The following is an 18,364-nucleotide window of genomic DNA, read 5'->3' as shown; positions in this document are numbered from 1 at the left end:
CTACTCGTTCGCAGTCACGGAGTAATTGATCCCTTTCACCGAAAGCAGCAGGTCTGAACGTTCGTCCATGATCGCGTTGGCAATGCTCTGCAACCAGGCGATCGTCGTTTCCAAATCCATTCTTTCGCCGGTGTCCGGATGCTCCCATTGCCGCGGTTCGCGTATACAGATTAAGAGGCAGCCAACTCGACACCGCTCATGGTTCAGATAACGCCCCACGAGTTGGTCGATCAAAGCGTCTCTCAGTTGGCTTCCGCTCCATCGATGTCTTGCGTCATCCAACTTCGCTTCTATAGAAGCGTATCGGTCCAAACCGGCTGCGTGCAATCGGATGTCTGTTCGTTTTTCAGCAATTGCGACGGCTTCTTGTGTGACACTGTATGCACTTCGAGCGTTTTGGGTCAGCCAGTATGAAAGGAATTGACGCAGCTCTGTTTCGCCTTCCACCTTTCGCAAAGTCGCTACTGTTGTCTGCTCGTCGTTAAGCAGGTGGTGTTCGAAGTCTGCCAACCTGTGGTTCATGACCGCAAATAGAGATGGGTCGTCATAGGCGCGGTAGTTCCGCTCTTGGTCGAATATTCGGAATACCGAGCCATTCATGGCCTCGGGTTCCGATATGTTCGCCGCCAACTCTGTAGCCATCTGTTTCAAACGGTCAGTCAGATGCGCGAATTCGGGCATTGCGGACAATTCGTAAAGCACCGACAGCGTTCTCGGCGACTTCGTCGAAATAAGTGTGTTCAGAAGGTAACCGCGTGCTTCCTCAGCGTGGTCGCGAGTGTTCGGTGTAAAGGTGCCTTCATGGTGCTGATCCTCTTGCGGGCGCACAGTTTGGTAGGCTCTTATCACCAGCTGGGCCAACAAATCGAGGCGACGGCCATTCTCCACCCCATAAAAACTCGGTTGCCCACCCCAGTGGCGATCACCGAAGATAGCGGCAAGTATTGAAATTGCAGCTTCTCGGGACTCTTGCGTTGATAAGTCAGCGGTCGCTGCCAGCACGGCTTCGCACCCTTGTTCTAGGTTCAGTTGGGTCAACATTTTCAGCCAGAACCGCTGGCTCTCAGCGGTCATTTGGTTGGATGTGTCGATATGATTTTGGATCGCTCCAACGGCATTCGAAATGGCCTCATCCGTGCCATGGCCAGCAATCAGTTCGAAGGCGAATTTGAGGTCGGTCTGGGTATTTTGCTCCATCGCATTCTCAAATGCCGGTAGGCTATCTGTAGCCGCTGCGGCTGCGATGTCGCGCATGAATGGTGTGCCATGGTGGAGTGCGTCGTGCAAAATGGGCGCGCGTCCTACATCTATCAGGCTAGCAAGTTGTCGGTTGATTTCTGCCCCAACGACTTCTTCGATGGCGTTTGGGCGGGCCGCTTCCAACTGAGGCAGAAAGGCTCCGAAACCGTTCAGCTCCAATGTTGAAATACGCGCCGCCCTAACCGCTTCATCATGCGAAAGGACTTCAGCCCAATTCGCGGTCTCAGCCTCACATTTGAGCGCAGCAAGTGCCATAAGGCTGGCGGCTGAATAGCTGTTCCGATCTTCTTCCGCGCGCTCACTGAACAGCGACACGTCGGTGCGTCGCCAGAAATCAGAGAGACCTTCCCTTACACCGGCGAGAAAATCCGGAAAAAACGCCGTCTCAACAAACTGTGCATCCCAATATCCCCACGTATTGTGGTCGCGTTCCGTGTGCTGCATGACTTTGTGCAGATTGTATAGCGTGTTTTCCCGGTTTGCCTCCCCCAGCATTAGATCTTCAGCAGCAAGGACCTCCTGCCGCCATTGTTTCCAACCATCCTGCCGCTCAGCTTCTTCGATCTCACGTTCGCGCTGCCAATTTTGGTGTTCAATTTCGTGCTCGTCGGGTTCTTGAGGTGGAGGGTTTAGGGTTCTTTGTAGCTTGTCAGACAGGTCGGACCGATCAGCAACCAGTTCCGCAATCTCTGCCGCGAGGTTGGGATTTTCTCCATTCCAAATGAACGAGCGAAGGATATGAAACGCCACCCCACGCCGTTCCACTATTGCCTCGGGCGCGAGCGCCTGAAGAAGCCAGGGAATGTCTGCATCTGTGAACGGTCTGAGCGTGCCACCATAGTCGGTCCGAAATGCTCGTTGCCTATCGTTCTCAGGCGCTTCGAGTGCTTCCGCTAGTTCAAAGCACGCCCAAAAATAGCCCTCACGCAGTCCTACATTGCTCGACAACAACCCTCTCAGCTCTTCGGTCTCGTCTTTTGCGATAATGCTGTTGCGGCGCTCACCAAAATGAAATGCGACCGCCACGCTCCACGCCCAATTTGCGGTTTCTTCTCTGGTACTCGGCGGTGTGAGATGGCAAGCCGCGATTACAGGATCAACGAAATGATCATAGCTTGAATGCGCTTGGTAGACGCGACTTTCCTGGGTGCGGTTCGCCCAAATTGCGTCGACCAAGTCGTCCCTGACTTGGACCCTTTGTTCCACGCTCATGGCATCCGACTTTATCGCCTGAAGCAAGGCGTAGCCCAGGCCATGAACGGAACGCGGCACTTCGTTTAGTGACCGTGCAAGCGTCAGAAACTCTTCCAGTTCAATAGCTTCAGGAAACAGATCAGGCAGCGCATTTCGCACAACCCGCTCAGGCCAACCGCCCGCCACCATACTCGCTCCGATTTCGCGTTTCTGCTCAATGGTTCCACACCTAAGTACAGCCCAGACAGCATATGTCCGATGGTGGTAGTCTAAGCTCTCGTCGAAGGCCGCTTGAAATGCCAAATCGGCGCAATCGGCCATTGGCGTCAGGTACACCAACTCGAGAAACAGCTCTCGCGTGTCGTGACCTGAATACGCTTGGTCCCATAACTCTCGCACCAACGGCGCCAGCTCAGGTGCCGAAACACGTTTTAACTCAGCGTGCCCGACGCCGACTCTGCGCCATTCGCTGCCAGAATATCGCTCAACAAACCTGCGCAGCAGTTCCGCGCGCAGTTCGAGGCTTAGAATCGCGGGTATTCCTTGGCGGAACAGTAAGAGAGGGTTCCGCTCTTTGACTTCAGTCAGAATGTCGGGGTTCCACAACGCCAACCAAGCCACCACAGGTTCCATGCTCGGAATTATCACTCGTTCTTCGCCAATACTCGCGAACAACAGATGGTATAGGTCGCTCGTCGCAAGGCCTTGCTCACGCAGCTTCTGAAGGCGTTGTGCGGCCAAGAACTCCTGCGTGGACCGATGATGAAAGCGCACAGCACCGACACCTGTGGGATCAAACAAGGACTTGCCAAGCAACTCAATCTGTTCATCGTTCGACCAGTCAGGCAGGATGTCGGCGACACTGACCCCCTCCGCGTCACCGCCAGGCGCAGCAAAGTAGATTGACCTGCGCTTCATAAGGAATAGCGCAAGCGCAATCCGCTCGGCCCCTTCCATGCCTTTTTCTAAGCTTAGATCGTTGCGCTTTTTGTCAGAGATTTCGCGAAGACGTTGGCCAATGCCAAACACCAATTGTTCTTGTAGGTTGCCCAGACGCCCTTCAACTGCCAACTGATCAAGCGCAGCCATGATGTCGGCAGGCAATTGGTAGAGATGCCAGAGCTCTTTTTCCTCCAAGTGCTGGGCAAAGACATCAGCGTGATCCGCTGCGTAAAGACCTGCAAATTCAACGATCTCATTTCTAGATAACGGCAAAAGCGCGAAAACCTTTACAGGTTCCTCCCTGCCGCTGGCCCCCTCCTCCCCATCACCAGGGGGTGGGCCGCCATCTCGTGCAATCACTGCCGTGAAGACTTCTTCACCTGCTGGAGCTTCAGTAACCTCGGCGGCTCTTTCTCTCGGCGCAACCAAAGCGGTCACAACCTGAAAATCCAGCTCGTCAGCCCAATCATTTGGTCGACATGAAATGAAGAAGCGCACCCGGTGTGTCTGCGCTCCGATAGCAGCCTGAATTTTTCGCAATGCACGCCGCAGCGTGCCCTTGCGCAACTTCAACTCGTCGACCGCGTCCAAAAAGAACACTGCCTCTGCGTCAGATGCCTCTAACCAGTGCTGAAATACTTGCTCTTCTTCCGCGGTGATTGAGTCCAAAAACTCTCCGTCTTGAAGCAATTCAAGTGGGACAAAAAACGCAGCTTGTCCCTGATCCTGGAGCGCTTGCTTTTGCTGCTTGAATTCATGGGTCTTACCACACTTCCCCTCACCTAAGACGACGACACAGCGGTAAGCATAGAGGTCGCTCCAGCGTAGGGAGCCGTGCTCATAACTCCCCCAGATAGATAAATAGTCAGGGTCACGCAGTTGCTCTTCTGATGGGGGCGCAAAACGACGTTCAAATGGGACATGGATCATGTCGCGGTCCACAAGACACGCTTGTCTTGACCCTTCCCAAGAACAATCTGCCAATTCGCAAACTTAGCCTTTGCTTCTCCCGTTGAATCCAGTCCTTCGTGCAAGGTGATTTGGACTTGACCGAACGATCTTTCTGATCTCGCCGCCACAACAAGTTTTGTGTCGGTCCTAGTCACAGAAAGCATTGGCGCTTCAGAGGAGTATTCGTCAACGAAGCTAGTCTCATCGATCTCAATTCGTACAGATGGAATAATCAGTCCACCCCAGCTTTCGTTGCCCTCGGTCTTGAAGAACATCGATTTATGCTGCCCTGAAAGAAACACCGCCGTCGGCAGTTCGTCGAGTTGGCCAACCAGCAACGTTTCCTCATACTTTGAGGTAGGCAGGATTAAGCTGAGCGGCATTGCGGTACCGACTTTTCCGACTGTGAATTCACTTGGCGACAGCATTTCTTTCTCTCAGAATAATGGCCCATGGGCGACAACTGGAATGATTATGAATGGCCCTGCAGTTTCGACTTTCGCATTCCCACTAATCCCAACCCTTTCGAATGTCGGTTCGACGGCACTCGGGACAATGTACAGCTTTGGTCGGGCGATTGTCGCGGCGAGCTTCACGTTGTTCGTCCTTGCTAAGCACCGAGGTTTCGAAACGGTGACCGCAATTGTTGCAGCGAAAGCGAGCAAGTTTAGGCATGACTAATGCCTGCTTGCTCAATGAACTGGTTCCATAAGTACTCTGCAGCTTGTTCAGGATTTAGCCGATTAGGCTCATTTCCGAACATTGACATAGTCACAACTAGGAATTGTTCGTATTCGTCGGACGAGACGTTGAAACCGCCGTTTGCCGTATTGTCTGCTGCGTTCTCATTGAATGAAAAATAGATGTCACCCAACGCGAACCCCGCGTTTCGGCAGTGCACTGTGATATGCGCCGTTCCATGCTGCCTGCCACGATTGACAACGGTGCTGCCAAAGGAGTTCGCCCCTCGATCTACAAATCTGCCCCGCAGCCCCTCGACCTTGTCTATCTCACCAATCGCCAGCTTGAAATAGTCCTTGATCGCAGTGAACGCGGCGTCGCGATATTCACTGCGGTCGATTTCGTCGAAGTCGCGTTGAACGCGATAGCGAGGGGCGGCTTGTGGCGTTGTTGCTGGCTGTTCTTCATCAGCAGTTGAATCGAGTGCATTCGACACACCCGCATCGATTATCCGGCGAATTTCCTGTATGACATCTAGGTATGCAGTATTCGCGTTCGTCCATTCGGAGATCGGCAGACCGTCCTTCGGCACTGCTTTCAAACGTCGGAGCTGAGGCATTGCAGCCCAGTCGCATGGTTCGACGATGATAGGGACAACCCGTGCCGCGCCCGCTTCGTGCCGTTCCAAGGCTCGTTGCATCTCTCTTTCGACACAATAGTTGGACGCTATGAAGTCGGGGCTAACCATCAACAGAAAAAGCTCAGCCGCCTCTAGCTCTTCGCTGATTTCATCGTCCAATACCTCACCCGCCAAGATTTCGCGGTCGTACCATGTTTCGATCCGACCTTCCCGCTGAAGGTTCGCAAGATGAACATGCAGGCGGTCAAGTGCGTCTGCATCTCGATGGGAGTAAGAAATGAAAGCTCTCATGTGTCTGCTCGAAATGTTTGTATTTTGTTCTAATTTATCGAGGCGCGTCTAGATCGGCAACCAACACTTGGGAGTTACTGCGCAATTCGCAAGTGGGGTATCACTTCCCAACCAATGTCTGCTCTTGTAATGCTGCAGTGCAGCGCGAATAATTTAGGCCAACGGCAGGAATGGGCCGTTAGCAATTTGTCATAACCGGCCCATAGCGGCCATACGCCATCCACCGATAACGTTGCGGTGCGTAATTCAAAGGGGACATTCGCTGCAGTTGCAAATATACGATGAGGCTGCTCTCACGCTACCTGGAACTACGATCTTCGGGATGATGCCTAAGACTGTCTTGTACGGACCAGCCTGTGTCTCTGCCTGCAGAACCCCTCGCTACAGTAAACAACCTTCAGATCGAAACCATCCATCCGCCGTGCCGCATGTGCGCCCACGGCTAGAACGGTCTCTGTATCACACGACCAGACTTGAGCGCAGAGTCAGGGTCCCACCAAATCGAACGCAGGTGCCCGATCACGCGATTAAAAAGGTCACAGATTAGGTCGGCATGGATATCATGCGGAGGCAGTCCCGCATCCCGTCGTTTCTTTCTGTCTCCGTTCTTTGCACGGCAAAGAACAAAGATTTCGGATATATCGGTCAGTTCAGGAAAGACTCCTTTGTCCATCTTGATGAATTCCGCGGACACGACATACATACAATAGGGGGCCGCAGTCTTTATGCTCGCAGCAGTCGAAGCACACATGTCTAGATGGTTCTTCGCAAGATAAGTCTTACATTCGATTGCAACAATGGGGATCAAAATCCCACTTTTAATGGGGCTTTCCCCTCCTTCTGGTTGAATAGTCAACTGAAAGGTAGCGCCGATTGCGAAGTCTTGATCCTTTTTTGCTATCCTTGGATTGGGGTCATTGAAAATACTTGCAAAGTTATGCGGTGCGAACGTCAATGAAACATAGCTGCTCGTAGATTTTCCAAGCTTAAAATTCAGCGGCTGATCGATTTCGAGGAGCTCGAATATATCTTTGAATAGCCAAGCATATAGCTCCTCCATCATCGTGGATCTCAGGTTTTCCTGGGGTACATTCTTGCCAGCTTCAAATATTGGAATAGCGGCACGCCTGTATGCGTTGAATGCACCAACTAGCTGGATCACCGAAGCATCATCCTTAATCTCCAGCGCGGATACAGCTTTCACAAAGGCTTCATAGGCGGCGAGAGCGGGGGCAAGGACAGCTTTTTCGGCTGACTTCCTCAAGAGCAAGCTACCATGTGGTAGACTTTCTATGCTGGCTATGGCCCCCACTTTTGTCATTTTGTCGCCATTCTTTCGTTCAGCTCTCGTTGATTAGCACGCCAGACGCTAATCGGTCATGAATGGAGGATCGTTCTTTTTCACAAATGCTTATTGCACGATGAGCACCGACCACGATCTCTTTGACGTTCTCCCAAGAAGTTCCCTTGGCTAAACCTGATTTTCTAAAATCCGATCTCTTTTGATGTCTCAGAATATATATCTCATCGATTGAGCTCGCTGCATAACTTAACGCCTGAAGATCGAAGTCTGCAAATTCGCTCATGGCTAGGTACTGGCAGTGCGGGAACGTATTCTTGATAGCTGTCGCAGAAAAATCGACACCAGATATCATATTCTTGTCGAAGTACGTTTTTGCCTCTGCTGCAAGTATTGGTATGAATAGGGGCGTGCTTGCGTGTGCTCCGACAGTCAAAGTGGTTACATAACCTATCGCAAGGTCAACGCGTTGCATTTTGGGCATCAACAGCGACGGCATCCTTGTGTCAAACGAGACATCGATGGCGATGTCTCTCTGTCCGGAGGCGAATAGCTGCTCGTAGTCTGCGCACAACACATGAAACATTCGCAAAAAGAACTCTGGAACGACGCTAGTAATGAAGTCCGATTGGCTAACGAAGACACCGGCACCCAGGTTCCTTATCCCAGCCATGTAGTCATCCAGCAGCGAAGCGGACGACTTAAAGAAATCATCGTCTTTTAAGTCTACGCCGTCTACGTGATCGCATAGCTGCAAAAACTTTGGGGTGAGTGCAGCCAATGCTGCGGAGGACTTTCCATGTGCCGCGCTCTTGGCCGAAAACTGATGCAGAAGGTTGTTGCAGTGAGGCGAAGCACCGTCGAGCTTCCGCGCCTCAACTTCATCACGCAAACTCAGCGACATCCATATCTTCTTCTTGATTGCTCGCTTCTACGAGCGCCGCGCCGATAGCGAAAGCGACTCGAGGAGCAACTGCGTTGCCAATTTGGTTGTACTGTGACAGACCGATTTCATCCTGGCGCCCTTCTCTCTCAAGAAGCTTTCGGCTCATCAGAGTTCGCGGGCCGTAGAAAACATAGTCATCTGGAAACGACTGGAGGCGCGCACCTTCTCGAGCCGTCAGCATTCTGTCCTGGAAAGGATGAACATGAATTGTTTGAAAGTTAGCTGGAAGGGTTATTGAAGGTCCAGCGGGGTCAATCCGAAAACAATTCATTTTGTACCGTTTTGTTACATCGACATCCTGAGAATTTCTTTTCCTTTGACCGTACTTGGTGCTGACATCCTTGAGGGACTGTCCCGGATCGATGACTTGAAGTCGTTCAATTATTCTCTTGGTGTGCTTCATAGCCATATGATTTCGGACTTCGCTCGAATTCTTCCTCGCCCAATTCTGAAACTGGTTCCCTGCTTTCTTGAAGTATTTTTGCGCGCCGTCGATACCCTCGCCAGCTCCAAGAGGTGGAAGGTCAGAAAGCGCTTCCCATGAAGCGACTACGTCTGGTGTCCTTCGCTTCTCCAACAACCGCTCGAATCCCAACGAAGAATCTTCTCTATGAGCAAACAGAAACACTCGTTCTCTGGTTTGCGGCACCAAAAAATTGCTTGCTCGAACAACCGTGATTTCGCACCGGTACCCTAGAACGGAAAGGGCATCTGATAGCATAGTCAAAGCGCCGCGCCGTTTTCCGAGCCGTCCGTTAACAACACCTTTGACATTCTCAACAACTATGAACCGAGGACTCAAAACTCTGGCATACCGTTCAAATTCAAAGATCAAGCGGTTCCTTTCGTCCGACTTATTGTATTGCGATGGTCCTGCAACGGAGAACCCTTGACATGGTGGGCCACCAAAAAGCACCTCAACACCGTCAAAATGGCTTTTGATTTCTTTATCGGACAGGCCAGCTACGTCACGCTGAAAAAATTGCGTATTGCGGTGATTTTTCCTGTACGTTTCCGCTGCAAAGCGATCGTGCTCGATTGCGGCTACAACTTCTATGCCAGCCCAACCGATTCCCAAAGAGAACCCCCCGGCACCCGAGAACAGATCAAGCGCAGTTAGCATGCTTGAACCCCTCTTCACTAAGGATGAAATCAGCGATTCCGCGTGCGAGTTTGGGTGGAACGGCATTGCCCACTTGGTTCAATTGGCTGAGCTTGGTGTCTTCGTGCAGGCCTTTTCGTTCAAGTAACTTCTTGGACAGAGTGGTCCTCTTTCCGAAAAACCGAAAGTGATCAGGAAAGGACTGGAGGCGGGCCGCTTCCCGGACGGTAATGTTTCTATGCTGGAAGGGGTGCAAGCACGTTGAGTACATATGAGCCGTGATAGTAGGGGATGGTTTGTCCGGCTCCATCCTTCGATGGTTCTGATCAAATCGTGTACCTTCAGCACTCCCGTTGCTACGCTTGCGAGGAGCCGCTTCCGCCCAAACGTCAATACCCTTTTCCCCTGGTTCGATCCTCTTAAATCTCTCGACCAACCGAGGTGTGTGGCGCATTGGAATGTGGTTATGAATTTCAGTGCAGTCGGATCGCATTTCCAGCTGATACTCATTTTGCGGTGATTGATGGAATGATTGAACCGCATCTTCAGAGAGAGTTCGTGGCTCCACTGGTGGGAGGTCGGAAATTGCCTCCCAAGACGTTACAAGTCTATTCTTCGAGATCACGCTCGAAGAGAGCGAGTCTAGGAAAGGTCGATCGACGAGCTCGCCCTTGTTCAGAACGCCTATGCCAATGAAACGTTTCCTGTTCTGTGGCACGCCAAATTTGGTTGCATCCAATACGCCTGCAGAAAACCCATATCCCAACTTCTCAAGTTCGTACTTTAAGTAAGCGCTATAGGTTTTTCCGTTGGCATCCTGGAAAGAAGCAAACTGTGGTACATTCTCAAAAACAATATACTTAGGTTTTAGCTTTCTGACAGCCATCACGAAGTTTTTGACCTCTTCGTTGCGGTCGTCTTTCGTCGATCCCAATCTTGATCTAGCGCTTATTGAAAATCCTTGGCAGGGCGGGCCACCAACGAGTACGTCCACGCCTGTGTATTGATGTCCTTCCGCCGAGATAAAGTCCGCAACGGAGCTCTCACGCAAATGATCTCCCAAGTTGGCACGGTAGGTGTCAGCGGCCCATCCATCTATCTCAACCGCTTTCTCAAGTTGAAAGCCAGACTGGGCAAAGCCAAGCGACAGACCTCCTGCGCCTGCATACAGATCAACCACGCTCAAAGCCAATGCCACCTCCATTTTGCTCTTTTTTGGGTGACGCGAACGGACAACCACCACCCACAACATCTACCGACGTATGTCGCCCGGTCAACAACCAGTTGACATTTTCAGGCCTTTCGGCGGCTTGTAGAGTGCTCAATCACAATAATTTCTTTGCGGCGACCCAGAACAGTTGATCGCTACCTATGCCTTTCTGAAGGGAAAACTGAAGATTTCCCGCCAGCGCGACGAAAGTCAGCTTTCGGCAAATTGGTCAGGACATACAGCGACCGCAGCGAAGGTCAGCTTCCCGCCCTAGTTTCTGAGGACTTCCAGAATATCCGCCCGTTCCAAAGCGCGTCGCAGCGCATGGTTTGAAACCCGCACGTAGATTTCGGTCGTCTTGAGGTTCGCATGCCCGAGGAGCGCCTGAACCATGCGGATGTCGATCCCTTCTTCGATCAGCAGCGTCGCGGCCGAGTGCCGGAACCGGTGTGGGGTCAGATGGGGTTCGATGCCAAGGCGCCTGGACAGGGCCCGCAAACGCTTTCGGAACGTGGCCGAACGGAGCCGGCGACCTTCCGTGTTCAGGAACAGAGCTTCGGAAGAGCCACACTGTGCATAGCGAGCCATGAGGTAGTGTTTGAGCTCTTCCTGCAACTCGCGGTTTGGCACGAAGACGATCCGCTCATTGTTGCCCTTTCCTCGAACGAGGATTTGGCTTCCGTCATGCGAGACGTCGCGGACCTTTACATTTGTCAGCTCGCTGATCCGGAGGCCGGTCACGATCAGCAGCTTGATGATCAGGGGCGTGACGGCGATCTCAGAGGCCGGTGTCGCGTCATGCTCGCCCGGCTTCGATGGCGGGGCGATCGGGCCGTCACCGACTTGGAGAACCGCTTTGAGTATATCGCGATCAATGGGGCGCGGCAGGCGCCGCGGGATTCTCACCGAGATACGGACGTCCGCGAACGGGGATGGCAGGGCGCTGTTCCGATCTTCGCGCCAGGCAAAGTACGATTTGAGAGTCACCAGACGCCGCTCGATTGTCGCCGGCTTTGCATTCAACGCGTCGCGCAGGTGCCGGTGGTAGGCGAGGATGTCGTCTTTCGACAGCGGGTCGCTGAGACGGTGGGTCTCGGTGAAGCGGGCGAAAGTGCGCAGATCCTGGGCATAGGCCCGCAAGGTGTGATGTCCGACGCCGCGTTCATCGCGGCAGGCATTGACGAAGGCGGTATGGTCGAGGCGAGGCATTCTGAACTCCTGAGAATGGTGTTCTGGCAGTTCAGCACGGGTCGGTCAGCTTCTCGAAATCACCCGCTGACGCGGTAACGATAATGGGACCCATTATGGTACCGAGAAGGTGGAATGGGACCTGGCCTGTTTTCTGCAAACCAGCGAATGGCTAGACCGCACCTTTTCCTTAGTACATTGCCAGGAGCAAGCCAGTAGAGCATTCTACAAAGATTAGTTTTTGACCTTGAAGGTGTTCCGATGTCCCAATTTCGTTTTGCGCTCTTGCTTCATTTTCTTTCTTGTGCGGCTGTAGCGCACGCTGCTGAAGAGTTGACCATCCCGGAAATTCAAGGAGCTGGACACGAGTCGCCGTACCTGCGTTCTCTTGTGCGGACGCAAGGTGTGATTACACACGTTGCCCGCGACTCATTCTATATCTTCGATGCTGTGGGTGATGGCGACGACGCTACTTCTGACGCGATCCTAGTCCGGAGACCGCGTCATGGTTATTCGGTCGGGGACCTCGTGATTGTGGAGGGCCAGGTAGATGAACGGCCACCATTTGGTGACAACGTTCTTCCTATCACGTCGATCCGCAATGCAGTCGTTCAATTGCAGTCTAGTGGCAACGAGGTTGAACCCGTCATTGTGGGATTATTTGGCCGAATGCCACCCACGGAGACTGTCTATGCACCATTCGCGGAAGGTAACCCCAACGTATCTGGAATGGCCTTTTACGAAAGCCTGGAAGGGGCTCTGCTAAGACTTGAGAGACCTGTCGTTGTTGGACCTACAAACCAATTTGGGGAATTCTTCGTTGTTGCAGAAGTAGGTCAGCAGGCGACAGGCATGAATTCACTCGGCGGTATCTCTTTGACGCCAGGAGATCAAAACCCAGAGATCATTCAGATCCAGCTAAGAGGCTCTCTGGCCAACGACTCAAAGTTCCAGGTTGGAATCGGAGACACGTTCGAGTTTCTGCAAGGCATCCTGTCCTATGACAGGGGCCTGTACGAATTGATCCTGATTGAGGCAGGAGAAGTGTCCGAGAATCCACGTCCGAGGCACTCAATCGAGCTTTCCGACATCACAGACTCACAACTGACAATCGCAAGCTACAATGTACAAAACCTAGATCCTATTATCGAAGCTCTCGAACGTGTGCCTGATGCCGATGAGATCGACGATGATATAGCGGACGGTGTCTTTTCCGGTATTGCTACGCACATAGTTCAGGACCTGGGTTCACCTGACATCGTTGCCCTTCAAGAGGTTCAGGATAGCGATGGAGCGGAATTTAGTGCAGAAGTGTCGGCTGATCTGACCCTTAAAACGCTGCTAGAAACAATCGCTGACGCAGGTGGTCCCCAATACGAATCTGCCTCATTTGATCCTGAAGACGACGCAGTCGGCGGACAGCCCGGTGGCAACATACAGGTGGCTTTTTTGTACAATCCAGAACGGGTTGCGCTAGTGCCAGGTTCCCTGGAGACCATTGAAGCGCCTGCGTTTGTACGGTCTCGCCTCCCGCTTGCCGCATCCTTCGAGTTTGCCAACACCATCGTAAACATCGTCAATGTCCATTTCTCCTCGAAAGGGGGTAGCGATCCCTTATATGGCACAGTGCAACCACCAAGTGACCGTTCTCTTCTGCAGCGTACAGATCAGGCGCGCGCAGTTCGATCGTATCTGCGCGAATTGTCTGGGAGTGGTGTCGACCAACCAACTGTCGTTCTCGGAGATTTCAATAGCTTTTGGTTCGAAGCACCGCTTCTACTTTTGTCGGGAGGTGTTCCAAATGGCAAAAATCTCACGATCGAGCAGTCTGCCTTAGAGCGCGTTAGCTATTCATTTCAGGGCAACTCACAGGCTTTGGATCATGTTGTCGTCTTCCTTAACGGAGAGCAAAGCGCCGAGCTTCGCGCATTGCATGTCAATTCTGTGCAGCCAGATTCCGAGCGAATAAGCGACCATGACCCGAAACTGGTCATACTGAGCTTCGATCAATGAGCTAGGGAAGCTTAGCCTAAGAAAAAATCCGCAAAGGAGCAGAACAATGCCTTCATCGTTCCTGACACGGATTTTAAAGACGCTTGGGCTCTTGCTCGCGGGCCTTTCAGCCGGGTCGGCCATTACCGTGCTCTTCATCAACGTGTCTGGGGAACTGTTGGAAGGGGCGATGCTTGTGGGTATCATCGCCGGTCTTGCAGCGTTTGTTCTGTTTCTGCTTCTTCGGATCGTTCTCATAAATCTTGCTGAAGAGAAACTGCGTCAATCATTGGCGAATTCCGAATGGTTCAGTGAACTTCAGGAAATCGTTGATATCACTATTAAGCGTTACTTCCCAAAGAACGATGAAGGCCCTGAAGCAGCCGGAAAACTGGCAAACTTTCTTCCGACATCGGTCCAGTCGTTGGCTTCCGCTGGATCGGCATGGCTGGCGACAAGTGCGACATTGGCTTTAGTGGTGGCAATGGCAGGTGCCGTGGTTTCTTTGGGAACGATTGTCGTTGCATACCGTCAAATTGATCGGCTTGATCAGCAAAACACACTCATCCAACAGCAAATATTTGAAGCCAAGGCAACTCGGGTTTCTTCCGTTTTTGCGGCGCAGCTTCCAGGTTTGTTGGCAGAGATTGATCGTCTCCAGCCCAATGATGCTTCACAGGACTGGGACGTTCCTCCTAGTTTGGCCGCGCGCATACAAGCAGTGATCAATCTTGCCGAGCCGTATGCACCTGATACGACGGTAGATGGATGGAAGGCGACGCTGCGATCGACGCTCGAGCAAAGCCCAAATAGCACGGTCACTGAAGAAAACCGAGAGCTCTACGGAAGGTTGCCGCCTGAGGAACGCTTTGCTGAGGATGTGTTGTTTAGTCCCGAACGCGGTCAACTGCTTTTGCTTCTACTTGCGACTAGGTTTCCTTTTGAAAGTCTTCCCAGCGGGTTGGACTTCTCAAACGCAGACCTTCGCGGTTTGAAGATAGCTCCATCTGATATCAGTGCTCCAACCGTTCTGGCTGATCTTGGCGAGACAGTGCTAAACAATGCCAACCTTCGGGACGCTGACATAAGTAACGTCGACTTTTCCCGAACTTCTCTTCAAGGGGCGATTCTACCGCGTCCTGGGGTTTTGAGTGAGGGAAAGTTCTTTGCTAGCCTCGCGGAGCACCGGATGGATGCTCGTTCCTTCAATTGGCTTACTGGTGCCAATTTATCGCATGCAATTCTGGACGTTAACGACGGCGCATCTCGAATTGCAATGGTTCAAGGCGGTGTGAATTTTCTTGGGCAATTCGGGCCCAATAATACGCCGTTTCATCGGCTCTGGCGCTATGAAGACAATCAAGTCTTTATGGTTGTAAGGCCCTCCGAAAAACTGAGCGCTACGGCAAATACGATCCGTCGCTTTTTTTCAGAGATTGGGGCCGTCGAAATTACTGAGGAGCGATGTAATGACATTGAACTGCCATCGCTCCAAGCTGTTCGCGAACTAGTAGGGGCTTCGGATCAATACGCTTCGCAGTACGCCACATGGCTGCTAAGTGAGTATGATGCTTCTTTGCTTAACTGCGTTATTGACTAGAGCCAGTACGGGCGAAAAAAGTCGTACGAGTTCGGAAAAATTGGTCGATCACGTTTTGGCAACCGCGGTCATGAGTTGCCGCTTCTATCTCGGTGGGAACGCCTACAGCACCGGTTGAGAGGTGGAGAGACTATCGATAGAGTACGAGGATATTATTTTGATATTCCTTTTGTCAGATCCTGAGAGGCAAGACGTTTATGGCGGTCATCAAAAACCCAACATATATGGAGCACATCCGGCACTTCTTTGAGGAAGAAGATCATAACTGTATGGTTCCACGGGGCAAAGACTACACTACCTATGAAGGCTTAAAGGACGCTGACATTGAAGTGTATTCTATAACACTACCCCCAAACGCCACGATGCCGAAACCAGAAGCGCGCCGCTGGGACAAAGACAAATCTGACAGCTTTCTGAATTGGATTACCAACGGCCATCCGAGAGGCGAGCCAAAGCCCAAGAAGCCGAGCACGGGCAAAGTTGGTCGAGTTCGCAAAAGCCTCTCGGAGCTAAATGATGACGAGGTCAAGCTCGTCAAAAAAGCCTTCCAAGGTATGATGGATCGCGATCCAACTGATGATGAGAGCTACTTCAAGATTGCTGGCGTCCATTGGTTCCCCAATCAACCTCCTAATGACGCCTACTGCCAACATCACACGGCTCACTATCATATGTGGCACCGCGCCTATCTTCTAAGGTTCGAAAATGCGATGCGATCGGTACCCGATTGTGAAGATGTGACGCTCCCGTACTGGGATTTCTCTGAAAGGCCTCCTGCCTGGATCAACAAACAGCCATTCAAGAGCTACACCCTCCCCGAAGCAGTCCATCCAAGCTATCCAAAGGGGCATGAGACAAAGCGCAAGACGCCTGCGCAACTCGAGAAGAGTTTTAAGGATGATGGTGTCCTGGCGACGATTGATGATGCAATGACTAAGTCGAGCTGGGAGGATTTCAATCGAACAATTGAAAGTGCTCATGACACCGGTCACCCCGCCTCTGGCGCCAGTTTGGCTACCGCAAACGTTGCATCCTTTGACCCCTTGTTCTGGTTCTTTCACGCCAACTGGGATCGGCTGTGGTGGCGGTGGCAACAGATCATGCAGGCGACGACTCTTTGGACATTTAAGAGTACCTTTATAAGTCAGTCGACCGAGCCGTTTTTCGCTGCGCCCCTAAACCGAATGCGTCCTAGCTTCATGACGGCTGACAAAACAATCAATCTTCATGCGTTAGATGTCACATACACCCAACCAACTGCGGCCACGCCCCTAGTTTTTGCTTCAAGCTTCGGGAGTCTAGCGGCGACACGTAGTCTCAAGGCCGCGAAAGAACCGATGATGTCCGTACGCGTCAGAGACATTGATCGATTGGCAATCCCGGGCTCGTTTCGGGTAGAGTTGATGGCAGATGGAAAATCTGTCGCCGCCAGAGCTTTCTTCCAATCAACGGAACCCAACGATTGTCCGACGTGTCGAAAAAACGCGCTGATCAATCTTGATATTATGGTTCCTATCAACAAGCTGCTTGGCAAGAATCTAGACGTGAAGATATTTGCCTACGACATGGAGGGACGAACCCGCGAATTCCCAATCAGTTCTGCAGGCACCCCGCGCATCAATGCACGGCTCCCACTGGAAGTCAGTGAGTGATCTACTGAGAGGCTCTTGAAAGCCAACTTCGAGGGGGCAATAGTCTTTGGCAGGAATTAGTAACGATAACTAGGAAGTAGGATTGCGCTTTTCGTGCACACTGAAGTGAACAAACAATTGCTCTATCCAAAAGATGGCTGCTGTTCTCGTCTCGTCGTAGTGAGAAAGCTTGCAGTACATTTGCAGTCAAAGAATTACTTTAGGTTGTTCAATGACAACGCCCCGAATTCAACATGATGTTCTTTGATGAATGAGAGCATCTCAAATGTGTCGAACGGCGTCTTGGGGTGGTCAAGCAGCAGGTCAGCAAATTCACAAAAATTCTCGTCGTTGATCTTCTCGATACCGAGAAAGCGGTCATGATCAGGAATATGCTCGGGTAAAGTCCTCTTTAGGGCAATAGGATAGTGTATAATCTTCTCTTGAGTAAAATCTGTACCGGTTAGGGAGCCGGTCAGTATGAACCGCCGCAAGCTTGATCTTTGAGCATGTTTACTAAGAATATTTATGTTCACCGGTTTTAACACTTCGTCGCTAGAGCGGTTGACGAATGTTCCATATAGAAAATTCGAACTTATGAAGAAATTTCCGGTATAAAATATCCTACGTTGTTGTGTCCATCTGCGCCAATAGGCCTCAAGTACTTGAGGAAAATGTGTGTTGGGTTTGATGTGCATCACTTCAGTATACACTTTCCGGAAGGACTTATCGCCGCTAACCGTTAGACTCGGCCGAAACAGAATGTAAGTTCCGCATAGTACATTTCTAATGTGCTCTTGCCGGGCTTTCCAATACTCGCCACGGCGGAGGTTCTCGGCGTCCAACGACTTTGTGACAGACAGCACATGACGTCGACGAGACTGATCAATTACTCGCTTTCCAAACTTGAAAAAAGTTAGCTCGTTGATTTCCCGTTCATTGAATGTCGAAGTGATGAAGGACAGGATAAAGTCAATCGTATGGATCTGCGGAAAGGTCTTACCGAACAGTTCAATCCCTCGCTCAGTAGGGTACTGCGCTCTGACATCTTCAAGAACTCGGTTTGAAGCTCTATAGTCCTTCATTCTAGCGCGGAGGGCAGATTGGCTCAGCTTAAGTTCAATAGCGAGCTGTTCGAACCAGTCTGCAGTGGATAAACCAACTGATTGAGCTATTTCTTTCCGTCCCTGCATACAATGGTGTACTTCGTGTTTCTTTTTCTTTGGGTCACATTTCTGCCGTATGAAGGCCTGTTTACGAAGAAAGTTGATAGATTGCAAATCTTCTTCCGAAGAGGACTTGCAGAGTCGATCTGCGTTCGCAAATTTTTTTTGCGGATTCGGAGTAGAGCCATTAGTTTAAGTGAAGAGAGTGCTGTAGCGCGCGATTTCTTCGGAAGAACGTGCGTCGCAACTAACGAAATGCAACGGTCTGAA

The 18,364-nt window shown here is 51.5% G+C and carries 12 protein-coding genes; 3 read left to right on the top strand and 9 right to left on the bottom strand.

Going from position 1 to position 18,364, the window contains the following annotated elements; translation table 11 throughout:
- From KIN_RS21485 to KIN_RS21450, 8 genes are all read right to left on the bottom strand, one after another.
- Complete coding sequence (locus tag KIN_RS21485) at positions 1 to 4,065, bottom strand: NACHT domain-containing protein (RefSeq protein WP_207710161.1); 4,065 nt, start codon at positions 4,063 to 4,065, stop codon at positions 1 to 3.
- 257 nt (positions 4,066 to 4,322) lie between these two features.
- A complete protein-coding gene (locus KIN_RS21480; RefSeq protein WP_159811043.1) occupies positions 4,323 to 4,775 on the bottom strand; it encodes a hypothetical protein in 453 nt (150 codons plus the stop codon).
- Positions 4,776 to 5,014: 239 nt separating this feature from the next.
- Positions 5,015 to 5,959 (bottom strand): toll/interleukin-1 receptor domain-containing protein, encoded by a 945-nt coding sequence (locus KIN_RS21475; RefSeq protein WP_159811041.1) that lies wholly within the window; start codon positions 5,957 to 5,959, stop codon positions 5,015 to 5,017.
- Positions 5,960 to 6,401: 442 nt separating this feature from the next.
- Positions 6,402 to 7,280 carry a Bpu10I family restriction endonuclease gene (locus KIN_RS21470; RefSeq protein ID WP_159811039.1) on the bottom strand — a complete coding sequence of 293 codons (879 nt, stop codon included), beginning with the start codon at positions 7,278 to 7,280 and terminating at the stop codon, positions 6,402 to 6,404.
- 19 nt (positions 7,281 to 7,299) lie between these two features.
- Positions 7,300 to 8,163 (bottom strand): Bpu10I family restriction endonuclease, encoded by an 864-nt coding sequence (locus KIN_RS21465; protein ID WP_159811037.1) that lies wholly within the window; start codon positions 8,161 to 8,163, stop codon positions 7,300 to 7,302.
- The gene (locus tag KIN_RS21460; RefSeq protein ID WP_159811035.1) at positions 8,144 to 9,328 is read right to left on the bottom strand and encodes a DNA cytosine methyltransferase; all 1,185 of its coding nucleotides are present in this window, start codon (positions 9,326 to 9,328) and stop codon (positions 8,144 to 8,146) included. The genes KIN_RS21465 and KIN_RS21460 overlap by 20 nt, the downstream gene beginning before the upstream one ends.
- Positions 9,312 to 10,511 (bottom strand): DNA cytosine methyltransferase, encoded by a 1,200-nt coding sequence (locus KIN_RS21455; RefSeq protein ID WP_159811033.1) that lies wholly within the window; start codon positions 10,509 to 10,511, stop codon positions 9,312 to 9,314. The genes KIN_RS21460 and KIN_RS21455 overlap by 17 nt, the downstream gene beginning before the upstream one ends.
- A 276-nt stretch (positions 10,512 to 10,787) precedes the next feature.
- Complete coding sequence (locus KIN_RS21450) at positions 10,788 to 11,726, bottom strand: tyrosine-type recombinase/integrase (protein WP_159811031.1); 939 nt, start codon at positions 11,724 to 11,726, stop codon at positions 10,788 to 10,790.
- A gap of 240 nt (positions 11,727 to 11,966) precedes the next feature.
- On the opposite strand from KIN_RS21450, the gene KIN_RS21445 reads away from it, so the two are divergent.
- From KIN_RS21445 to KIN_RS21435, 3 genes are all read left to right on the top strand, one after another.
- Positions 11,967 to 13,718, top strand: coding sequence for a DUF8508 domain-containing protein (locus KIN_RS21445; protein ID WP_159811029.1), 1,752 nt, complete (start codon positions 11,967 to 11,969; stop codon positions 13,716 to 13,718).
- A gap of 46 nt (positions 13,719 to 13,764) precedes the next feature.
- Positions 13,765 to 15,297: a pentapeptide repeat-containing protein gene (locus KIN_RS21440; RefSeq protein ID WP_159811027.1), complete on the top strand. Its 1,533-nt coding sequence runs from the start codon at positions 13,765 to 13,767 to the stop codon at positions 15,295 to 15,297.
- Between the two features lie 197 nt (positions 15,298 to 15,494).
- Positions 15,495 to 16,949 carry a tyrosinase family protein gene (locus KIN_RS21435; RefSeq protein ID WP_159811025.1) on the top strand — a complete coding sequence of 485 codons (1,455 nt, stop codon included), beginning with the start codon at positions 15,495 to 15,497 and terminating at the stop codon, positions 16,947 to 16,949.
- 194 nt (positions 16,950 to 17,143) lie between these two features.
- Here the strand turns inward: KIN_RS21435 and KIN_RS21430 are convergent, their stop codons facing one another.
- Entirely contained in the window at positions 17,144 to 18,208 is a 1,065-nt protein-coding gene (locus KIN_RS21430) for a hypothetical protein (protein WP_159811023.1), read from the bottom strand.
- Positions 18,209 to 18,364: the final 156 nt, after the last annotated feature.

It is taken from the genome of Litoreibacter roseus (assembly GCF_009811795.1).
GTDB classification, from domain to species: Bacteria; Pseudomonadota; Alphaproteobacteria; order Rhodobacterales; family Rhodobacteraceae; genus Litoreibacter; species Litoreibacter roseus.
This window is presented reverse-complemented; position numbering and strand designations above follow the sequence as displayed.